Origin of the sequence: Dialister sp. (genome assembly GCF_051885895.1) — a bacterium.
Lineage (GTDB): Bacteria > Bacillota > Negativicutes > Veillonellales > Dialisteraceae > Dialister.
Window position 1 is genome coordinate 1 of sequence record NZ_JBJEXP010000056.1, and the last position, 9884, is coordinate 9884.

Consider the following 9884-nt stretch of genomic DNA (forward strand, 5'->3'; position numbering starts at 1 on the left):
CAAAATAATACACAAATTTCTATAGCTTTAAACGTCTGTTTTAAAGTTCTATGATTGTAGTCTTTATCGAAGAGTGCTAAAATATAATCGAACAAATCAATCATATGATTATAAACAACAGTCTGTATTTCGTAATACAGGCTGTACATCACTACATTAACGGTTCGCGGTACTGCCGTGGGCCTCAGGAGGTTTATATCATGAAACCAGTCATTCATATAGGAATCGATGTGGGTTCCACTACGGTCAAGGTGGCCGCCTTATCGCCTTACCTGAAGCTTCTCTTTGGACGATACCAGCGTCATATGTCCGATATCAGAAGCGCTACGCTGTCCCTTTTGAAGGAACTGCAGGAGAAATTTTCCGGCTACCGCATCACCGCCTCCATTTCCGGAAGCGGCGGCATGGGGCTTGCCAAGCTCATGGGGCTTCCTTTCTGTCAGGAAATTCTGGCGGAAACCAAAGCGGTGCAGACCTTCCATCCTGATACGGATGTGATTATCGAGCTGGGCGGTGAAGATGAGAAGATCACCTATCTCCGCAACGGAGTAGACCAGAGAATGAACGGCGCCTGTGCAGGCGGCACCGGTGCTTTTATCGACCGTATGGCCTCTCTTCTGTCCGTGGATGCCCATGGACTGGGAGAACTGGCTTCCAAAGCGGAACGGATTTACCCCATTGCTTCCCGCTGCGGTGTATTTGCCAAGACCGATATTCAGGCGCTCCTCAATGAAGGGGTTTCCCATGAAGACATCGCCCTTTCCGTGTTCCAGTCCGTAGTAAACCAGACCATTTCCGGTCTGACCTGCGGCCGTCCGGTGCACGGCAAGGTGGCTTTTCTCGGCGGTCCGCTCACCTTCCAGCCTGTACTTCGCGAAAGATTCCAGAAGACCCTGGATATTGCCGATGAAGACATGATTGTGCCGGAACACGGGGAACTGTATGTAGCCATCGGCGCTGCGGTTTCTGCCCGTCATGACCGTCCCATGGATCTGGACAGCTGGCTTGCCAAAGTTGAAGAGACAAAGGATGTGGATCTGGGCACTTCCAAAACCCTTCCTCCTCTTTTCGCCAATGAAGAGGAATACCGGGAATTTACGGAAAGACACAGCCGTTTCCATGCTCCCCGGGGCGATATTTCCAAGGCCCGGGGCTCCGTATGGCTGGGAATTGACGCCGGCTCCACCACCATCAAGGCAGTGCTTCTGGATAAGGAAGGCCGCATCCTCTATGAATACTACAGCAGCAACAAGGGTACGCCCCTGGCAGGCGCCAAGAAGATCCTGGCCGATCTGTATGACAAACTGCCCCAGGGCGTTACCATTGCCGGCGCCGGCGTAACCGGCTACGGCGAAGAGCTGATCAAGCGGGCTCTCCAGGCCGATATAGGGGAAGTGGAAACCATGGCCCACTACCGGGGTGCCAAACATTTCCTTCCCGATGTAACCACCATTCTTGATATCGGCGGCCAGGATATGAAATGCTGCCGCATTAAGGACGGCGCTGTGGATGATATCCTCCTGAACGAAGCCTGCTCCTCGGGCTGCGGCTCCTTCCTCGATACCTTTGCCCAGTCCCTGGGTATGGATATCAAAGAATTTTCCCGCATCGCCCTGAAAGCACAGCATCCGGTGGACCTGGGATCCCGCTGCACCGTATTTATGAATTCCCGTGTCCGGGAAGCCCAGAAGAACGGCGTATCGGTAGCGGATATTTCCGCCGGCCTTTCCTATTCCGTCATCAAGAACGCACTGTATAAGGTCATCCGCCTCCGCAAAGCTTCGGACCTGGGAAATAAAGTAGTGGTGCAGGGCGGTACTTTTTACAATGACGCCGTGCTCCGGGCACTGGAAAAACTGCTGAACTGCCATGTCATCCGGCCCGATGTAGCCGGCCTCATGGGGGCTTACGGCATTGCCCTCATTACCCGGGACTCCTGCCCCGAAGGCCATGTCTCTTCCCTGGTCACCCCGGAAGAGCTGAAAGCTCTGACCTATACCAATGAAATGAAGCGGTGCCCCGGCTGCGGCAATCACTGCATGATTACCCTTACCCGCTTCAACGATGGCCGCGCCTTCGTTTCCGGCAACCGCTGCGAACGGGGAGCCGCCATCATGCTGACCGGCAAAACGGCACCGCATTCCTCTCTTCCCAATATTTACCGCTGGAAATACGACAAGATCTGGCATCGCCGCCCCCTGTCGCCGAAGCAGGCAAAGCGGGGCACCGTAGGCATCCCCCGTACCATGAACATGTACGAGGACTATCCTTTCTGGCATGCTTTCTTTACCCACCTGGGCTACCGGGTCCTCCTTTCCAGCGAACAGCTGCGGGACATTCCCACGGAAGCCATGGAAACCATTCCTTCCTATTCCGAATGCTTCCCCGCCAAACTGGCCCATGCCCATGTTTATGACCTGGCTAAACGGCATCCTGATTTCATCTGGTACCCCTGCATAGACAAGGGGCCTGACGAAGGCAGCACCAACAGCTACAACTGCCCCATGGTTGCCTCCTATCCTGAAAACATTCAGGCCAATATGGACGAGGTGCTCTCCAAGTACAATGCCAAGCTGTACCACCCCTTCCTTCCCCTTCATTCCGATGCCATCTTCGGGCGGCTGAAAAAGTTCTTCAAGCCTCTGGGGATTCCGGGCAGTGAAATCGAATCAGCCATTTATGCCGGACGGAATGCAGAGGAAACCTATAAAAAGGAACTGTATCAGGAAACCAAACGGATTCTTGCTGAAATCAAAGAAAAGCATCTTCTGGGCATTGTGCTGGCAGGACGGCCCTACCATGTGGATCCTACGGTAAACCACTCCATTCCTGACCTGATCAACCAGCTGGGCATGGCTGTCCTCTCTGAAGACGGCGTGTCCATGGTGGGCGGTGAATTCCCGAATCTCCGGGTAATGAACCAGTGGACCTGGCACAGCCGCCTCTACAAGGCCGCCGACTACGTGACCCGCCATGCCAATCTGGAACTGGTGGAACTGAACTCCTTCGGCTGCGGCCTGGATGCCGTCGTCACCGACCAGGTACAGGAAATCATGAATAAGAGAGGCCGTCTCTACACCTGCCTCAAAATCGACCAGAGCCTGAATCTAGGTGCTGTACGCATCCGCCTGCGCTCCCTGAAATCGGCCATCGAGGAACGGGTGCAGGAAAATACCAAAGCCCAGCCGATCCTCTATCCAAAGTCCGCTTTTACAGAAGACATGAAAAAGAACTTCACCATTCTGGTGCCGGAAATGTCTCCTATCCATTTCCCCCTTATCGAAGCAGCTGCCAAAAGCGGCGGCTACAATGTGAAGGTTCTTCCACCTGTACGGGCGGATATTGACGAAGGGCTGTCCTGTGTCAATAACGATGCCTGCTACCCTGCCATCATCACCATCGGCTCTCTCATGCGGGCCCTCAAATCCGGCGAATACGACCTGAACCGCACAGCCGTCATGATGTCTCAGACCGGCGGCATGTGCCGTGCTTCCAACTACATCGGCTTCATTCACAAAGCACTGGACGAAGAAGGCCTGTCCCAGATACCGGTCATCTCCCTCAACACCCACGGCTTTGAACCCCAGCCGGGCTTCAAATTCACCCCGGGGCTGGGCATCAAGCTGATCCAGGCCGTAGTTTACGGCGATGCCCTGCAGCAGTGCCTCTACCGCACACGGCCCTATGAAAAGGAACCGGGAAGCGCCGAGACACTCTACCGCAGCTGGCAGAAAAAAGCAGCCGAAGCTATCCTGAAGGGAGAATCTTTCCATCAGTACAAGAAAAACCTCTCCTCCATCATCAAAGATTTCGACCGTCTTCCCCTCAGCGACACACCCCGCCGCCCCCGCATCGGCATTGTAGGCGAGATTTACGTTAAATTCAGCCCCATTGCCAGCAACGATATTGTCCATGCCATCGAAGCCAACGGCGGCGAAGCGGAAACGAGCGGCATGCTTGACTTCTTCCTTTACGGCTCCCTGGACAGCCATTTCCAGAGAAAAGAAATGGACGGCACCTTCAAGGATGACCTGAAAGGCACCTTCACCCGCTATCTCATCGAATGGTACAGAAAGCCGCTGGAAAAGGCGCTGAAGAACTCAAAACGGTTCCATGAAATCACCAGCATAGGAAAACTGGCCAAACGGGCTTCCCAGTATCTTTCCCTGGGCAACCGGGCCGGGGAAGGCTGGTTCCTCACCGCCGACATGATCGACCTTCTCTATCATGAATGCCGCGGTGTGGTATGCCTCCAGCCCTTCGCCTGCCTGCCGAACCATATTACCGGTGAAGGTATGATTCACAAGCTCCATACCGCCTATCCGGAAGCTGTGTTCCTGGCCCTTGACTGCGATGCCAGCGCCAGCGAAGTAAACCAGGCCAACCGTCTCAAACTGATGATGAACGCCTTGACCGAGAAGAAAGAAATGCCGGACGACCTGTCCTTTGTCAGAAAAACCATGAACATCAGAAAGGGTACCACACTATGAGCGCTAGAAAGTTAACCGGAAAAGGCGAAAAAGTCCGTGAAAAAATGATTGCCACCACCGTGCATATTCTCCAGCAGCAGGGCTTCAAGAAAGCCACCGTCCGTACCATCGCCAAAGAAGCCAATGTCAATATCGCTTCCGTCCGCTACTACTTCGGTTCCAAGGAAGAACTCATCGGCTGCGCGCTGGAATACATGATGGGCAATCTGGAAAATATCGTTTCCTATCTGGACGATACCCGCTATACCGCCCGGGAACGGCTGAAAAAATACATCCTCGCCTACTTCCATCTCGCCAGGCAGCACCCTGCCCTTTTCCGTTCCATTTCCAATCCTTCCAGTGAAGACGCCAAGGATACCTACTTCATCTACCTTTCTCTCCTCCACAGCCAGTGCTGGGAAAAGGTCATCCGGAATGTAGCTGAAATCACGGGCTATACCGATGAAAAGGATCTGGAGCTGAAAGCCATGCAGATCTTCTCCGCCGTGGAATTCCCCATTATCCTGGAAAGCAACCGGAGCAATTCCTTCATCTCCGGCTATACCGACGCCGATACTCTGGACCGCTACACCGATATTCTTCTGGATAATCTGGATGAAAAGAAGGAAAAGAGCCATTATCTGAAAGAAATCCTGCAGGGAGCAAAATAAATTTCATGCCTTCCGGACATGGATGGCACCGCTTCAATGCAGGTGATGCGGAAATATATTCCTGCATCACCAGTCCGCTCCCCTGTTTACGAAAGGACATTATGAAATCCTATCCTGTTTTTCTATTTGACCTGGACGGCACTCTTTCCGAGTCCGCACCGGGCATTATCAAGGCCGTGCAGTATGGTCTGTCTTTTGCAGGCATCCATGAAACAGACCCGGCAAAGCTGGAAAGTTTTATCGGGCCTCCTCTGAATGTGCAGATGAAGAAGCTCTACCATATGAGCGACGCCGATATTGTAACTGCGGTCAACCGGTTCCGTGAACTTTACGAAACAAAGGGTATACTGGACTGCCGACCCTATCCGGGACTGGACAGCCTTCTCCGCCAGGCCTCCGAGGAAGGGCATACGCTGGCGGTGGCTTCCAGCAAGCCTGAACCCTTTGTGAAAAAAATCATCCGCCACTTTGGCTTTGATTCCTATTTTTCCGTCATCTGCGGCAGTGATATAGGTGACGAGCTGAAAAAGCGGGCCACCAGGGACCAGAAGGCGCGCATTATCCGAAAAGCCCTCTCCCTGCTGGAAAAGGAAGGCTTTTCCTCTTCCTTCCTTCAGTCCGGCACCGTTATGATCGGCGACACCTTCTACGATATAGAAGGCGCTAAAGAAAACCGCCTGCCTTCCATCGGTGTCACCTACGGCTACGGCAGCCGGAAGGAGCTGGAGGAAGCAGGAGCGGATGCCATAGCCTCTTCCACAAAGGAACTGGCTTCCCTCCTTCTGGGCCATGACTAAAAAAGCATCCGCCGGAAAAACTATACATATATAAAAGAAAATCTCCTGCCTGTGGCAGGAGGTTTTTTGATGGCTCCAGGAAAAGAGCCGCTGCGTTTTATCGTTTTTCCTTATGGATTTTATTTTTATCGTAGGTAATGGAGACCCCGCCGAAGGTGGTAGTCACCATTTCCTTTCCCGCTGTCTGTCCGGCACCGCCGTCACCGGGCCGTACACGGTGGCGGAGGTAAACCGTCTTTCCGGGGACGGAAACGGGCTGGGGCGCTTTATAGGAAGAAGAGCCCTTCTCCGACGGACTGTCCGGTTCTCCCCCCTGCAGAATGTAATCTGCGCAGAGGAGGAAGCGGTCAATGCAGGAGGAATCGGTAATAATGCCGGCACCGCAGAGCATGGTGGATATATCGCTGGCTACTGCTGACATTTTCTTCATATTTTCCGCATATTTTTCTACAGAGCAGTTCAGTGTCACTGCCGTCGGTTTGATGAATTCATCGCCCGCAAAAAGGATTCTGTTCTTTCTGTCCAGGAATACAATGCCGCCCTGGGTATGGTTCGGGATTTCAAAGACTTCCAGCACCCTGCCGCCCAGATCGATGGTATCGCCATCCTTGACGATTACGACCGGATAATTGCGGGGAAAATGAATTCCTGCAAAGCTGGCATAGGGGATGGTTGCCAGCGGCACCGTTTCTTTACTCATGTAAGCCGCATCAAAATAGGCATCATTGGCCGTATGGTCAAAATGGTAATGGGTGTTCAGCACATACTTCACCGGCTTGTCCGTAAGGGTCTGACAGAAAGCTCTGAGATTGCCGGCGCCGTAACCGGAGTCAATGCACACGGCATAGTCGTTTCCTGCCGCCAGATAGCAGTAGTCCCCGTCAGAAAGGATCTGCCAGGTATTGTCATTGATCTGCTTCACCTCAAAATGAGCCTCGTCCATGGGAGAAAGGCTGCCGTCGCTGTTTTCAATGAGCACATCCTTCTTCGGAGAGAAATCAATGGATGTGACCGGCGTCCACCAGGACGCCTCTTCCGGGGAATTCACGACCACCGGACTTTCTGCCGTCTGCTCTTCCGCAGAAGCCATGGTAAAACTGCCGGCGGCCAGTGCAGCTGCCAGGAAAAGGATGAGAGAATGTTTCTTCAAAAGATAACCTCCTGACGATAGCCTCCGTCACAGGATACTGCATGCTTTAGGCATGCCTTACTAATAACACGGGATTATTATACTGCACATGCCCGAAAATTGACAGCCTTTTTCTCTTTTATTTCCGTCCTTCATGGGAACGCCTTTTTTCATTGTACATGCGGTATTCTGCTTCCCTCATGCCCTGGGTCAGGGCGGACGCATCAGCCATCCATTGGCCGCCTGCCGATACATGAATGGAGAGGGCCCCTGCTTTCTTCCGAAGGGATGTCAGCGTCTTTCGGAAATCCGGTTCACTGATATCTTCCAGAAAGACCACAAATTCATCGCCTCCCAGACGGTAAATATCATCGACGGGGCAGATGGATTTCAGCATGGAAGTCATTTCTTGCAGCCGGCGGTCTCCCACGCTGTGCCCATAGGTATCATTGGTCTGCTTCAGATTGTTCAGATCCACATAGATAATGCCCAGGGGATGATTGCCGGCCTTCAGTGACGCAAGCCGCTGATTCAGGGCATTTCTGTTGTGCACCCCTGTCAGTATGTCATTTTCGCTGAGGTAGCGAAGCCTGCCCATGAGATCATGGATGTCTTTTTTCTGGGAAAGGTAAACTGCCATGGTTTCCAGCAGGTACTGCAGGTCAATGGAATTGGATGTACCGTAATTGTCCACACCCAGATAGCCTGCCAGGTTATGGTCATGGTACATGGGCGCTTCCATGAGGGAGTGGATATTCTGCTTTTTCAGGCAGTCATAGGTAATGTAGTCCGTATCGTGGATCACTTCAATATCCGGAATGATGACACTGCTGTTTGTTCTCAGATACCGGTCCCAAACGCCCACATATTCCTCATAATTCAGGTCCTGAAGATGGTCGATTTCCGATGTAACCCCTTCTCGGCACCATTCAAAGGTATTGGAAATCCGATCTCCATTCTTTTCAAAAATATACACTCTGTCGCAGGGCACAAGGCTGCCGATTTCCCGAAGCACACGATTGACCGCCGCTTCATAGTCGGAAGCAGTCATAAGCATGCGGGTCAGCCGCAGAATCTGGTGCTCCGTGGACGCATAGACCGGAGAAGCATCCTTCACCTCTATCCCTGTGCCCAGGAGAATAAGGACGCAGCTGCCGTGCCAGGGCCCCGGTGCCACCATGTAGTGCACCATTTTATGCAGCGGGGATACATATTTTTCCCCGTACACAGTGTGCTTTTCATAGGCTGCCTCATAGGCTTTCTCTCCCCAGGAATACTTTTTCTGGTTCATGAGGGACGTAAAATGACGGCTCAGGGCTTCGTTATCTTCCATGCCGATGATACGGCTGTACTCTTCATTGTGGTACCGGCATATGATTTCCGATATGCCGCCGTCTTCCCCCAAAGGTGCATCCAGCAGGGCGTAGGGCAGAGGCAGGGCATCAAAAAGCGTTTCCTTGTCCATCTACCGGCTCATCTTATCCCCGCAGCCTTCTTCACCGCCCCGCATCATTCCCACGGCCTCCCTGACGAGCTTTCCCGTAGTGATGCCGTCTGATCCATAGGTGATGATAATGTCCGCCGTGACAGTGCAGCTGTTTCCTTCCACCTCGTGAATGGAAGCCACGGCCCTCCGGAGCTTCCTGCAGATTCCTGTAACGCCGGTCTGGTCTTCATAGTGGAAAAGGATAACAAAGCCTACGCCGTCCAGACGTCCCACCGTGCCTTTGTACCCCATCACATTGCGGATCTTTTCAGCCACTGCCTTTAAAAGCCCGTCGGCTGTCTTTTCTCCGTAGGTATGAAGGATTCTGCGGTACTGGGGCACCGCCAGGAAAAGCATGGCATAGTTGCTGCTGAAACTGCGGTACGCTTCCTGACAGCCGATCAGGGACTCAATCACGCCCCGGCTGTTCATGACACCGGTTACCGGATCCGTCACCGTTACCGGCTGACGTCCCGTTTCCTTCTCCATCTGCTCTGCATCTTCAAACCAGCCTAGCGTGCCTATGATTTCCCCGTCTTTATAAATAGGGGCCTTGCCGTAGACGATATTCCTCACCACCCCTTTGGCGATGAAGTCCGTAGGCTGGCTGGCCACAACTCCGCCGGAAAGGACATGCTTTTCCTGCGCTTCAGCTCCGTGGGCATCCATGAGCCATCCCATTTCCAGAGGCGTCTTCCCCCTGATGGCATTGACGGAAGAAACGCCCGCATAGGAGAGGAAGGTGCGGTTGGCTCCCTGGTAGCGTCCTTCCCTGTCCTTCCAGAAATAGGCCCGTCGGGTTCCGTTGATTACCGCATCCCACAGGTATTTTGCCTGGAAAAGGCCTCCCCTGTTTTCTCCGGAAAGGGCGGAGAAGGACTTGAGAAAATCAGGATTTTCACCGGACAGGCGCTGCACGCAGTGCAGTATCCGGCGGCCATGGGTCCGGGGAATGGGTATGAGTGTATGAATCATCCAGATAAATTTTCCGTTTCCCACCTGGGTGCGGAAGAAGCCGGAAAGGAAACCGGTCTGTGCCCTGTGGATCCGCTTTCCCAGGGTATCCATATCCATAAATGCCATGTATCTTTCATAGTCATCCGCATAGATACTGGAAGAAGCGTAATCCCGGTTATGCCAACAGGCATGAGGAATCTTCTCATGCTCCGCCCAGTCCCCGTCGCTGACAGCCAGCGGTTCCAGCGTGTCCTTCTCCCGGTCGATGAGATAAATGCCGTCATATACGGCATATACATTGTGCAGGATATGATAAACGCGGGACTGCTCCTCATGGGTCATGCTGCCGGTAATATTGGACATCCTGATTTTGAT

6 protein-coding genes are annotated in these 9884 nt (G+C 53.0%); 3 read left to right on the top strand and 3 right to left on the bottom strand.

All coding sequences use genetic code 11. The features are described 5' to 3' along the window. Positions 1-200: 200 nt before the first annotated feature. The 3 genes from ACI4N7_RS04715 to ACI4N7_RS04725 are packed head-to-tail and all read left to right on the top strand — an operon-like array spanning position 201 to position 5937. Positions 201-4490, top strand: a complete 4290-nt coding sequence (locus ACI4N7_RS04715; protein ID WP_439732211.1) for an acyl-CoA dehydratase activase — start codon at positions 201-203, stop codon at positions 4488-4490. Then, complete coding sequence (locus ACI4N7_RS04720) at positions 4487-5140, top strand: TetR/AcrR family transcriptional regulator (protein ID WP_439732212.1); 654 nt, start codon at positions 4487-4489, stop codon at positions 5138-5140. The genes ACI4N7_RS04715 and ACI4N7_RS04720 overlap by 4 nt, the downstream gene beginning before the upstream one ends. A gap of 5 nt (positions 5141-5145) precedes the next feature. After that, a complete protein-coding gene (locus ACI4N7_RS04725; RefSeq protein WP_439732213.1) occupies positions 5146-5937 on the top strand; it encodes an HAD hydrolase-like protein in 792 nt (263 codons plus the stop codon). A 97-nt stretch (positions 5938-6034) separates the two neighbouring features. On the opposite strand, the gene ACI4N7_RS04730 is transcribed toward ACI4N7_RS04725, so the two are convergent. The 3 genes from ACI4N7_RS04730 to ACI4N7_RS04740 all read right to left on the bottom strand — a co-directional run. Continuing rightward, a complete protein-coding gene (locus tag ACI4N7_RS04730; protein ID WP_439732214.1) occupies positions 6035-7087 on the bottom strand; it encodes an MBL fold metallo-hydrolase in 1053 nt (350 codons plus the stop codon). Positions 7088-7205: 118 nt separating this feature from the next. Further along, positions 7206-8531: a sensor domain-containing diguanylate cyclase gene (locus tag ACI4N7_RS04735; protein WP_439732215.1), complete on the bottom strand. Its 1326-nt coding sequence runs from the start codon at positions 8529-8531 to the stop codon at positions 7206-7208. Continuing rightward, positions 8532-9884 (bottom strand): diguanylate cyclase domain-containing protein (locus tag ACI4N7_RS04740; RefSeq protein WP_439732216.1); only part of this gene is annotated, 1353 nt, incomplete at its 5' end.

Excerpts from the sequence above, each read along its gene's own strand:
- ACI4N7_RS04720 (WP_439732212.1), top strand. The coding sequence starts at position 4,487 with ATGAGCGCTAGAAAGTTAACCGGAAAAGGCGAAAAAGTCCGTGAAAAA.
- ACI4N7_RS04735 (WP_439732215.1), bottom strand. The coding sequence starts at position 8,531 with ATGGACAAGGAAACGCTTTTTGATGCCCTGCCTCTGCCCTACGCCCTG.
- ACI4N7_RS04725 (WP_439732213.1), top strand. The coding sequence starts at position 5,146 with ATGCCTTCCGGACATGGATGGCACCGCTTCAATGCAGGTGATGCGGAA.
- ACI4N7_RS04715 (WP_439732211.1), top strand. The coding sequence starts at position 201 with ATGAAACCAGTCATTCATATAGGAATCGATGTGGGTTCCACTACGGTC.